A 309-nucleotide genomic window follows, 5' to 3' on the forward strand; every position below is an offset into this window, starting at 1 on the left:
TGCGGCCCGCCCTCAGGCGAAACAGCGTCGTGCAGGTGAGAACGGTATTGATGATTGCATTGCTGGCTCTAAGCCGAAAATTTGTCATCCTGGATTCAGCCGTTACTCCGGCTTCAACCATCGCGGCGCTAGGTTTCGCGACATTGGTACTGGGCCTGCTTTGCTGGCTTTTGCGGCACCGCGACCTGTCTGAGTAGCAATTTACTGTACCTGAGCCGCTGACGAATTCGCTCGCTGCAGGCGCGTTCTGCCGTTAGAAAATCGGTTCAGACCTGTGCCTGCCTGGAGCGGTGTGCGCAAGGCTTAACC

Annotated in this window: 1 protein-coding gene; it reads left to right on the forward strand. The window is 57.0% G+C overall.

Going from position 1 to position 309, the window contains the following annotated elements:
- The coding region (locus tag KMS84_RS44355; protein ID WP_256921523.1) for a phosphate-starvation-inducible PsiE family protein at positions 1 to 197 on the forward strand (197 nt) is incomplete at its 5' end.
- Between the last annotated feature and the right edge of the window lie 112 nt (positions 198 to 309).

Origin of the sequence: Streptomyces hilarionis (genome assembly GCF_024539675.1) — a bacterium.
Taxonomy (GTDB): domain Bacteria; phylum Actinomycetota; class Actinomycetes; order Streptomycetales; family Streptomycetaceae; genus Streptomyces; species Streptomyces hilarionis.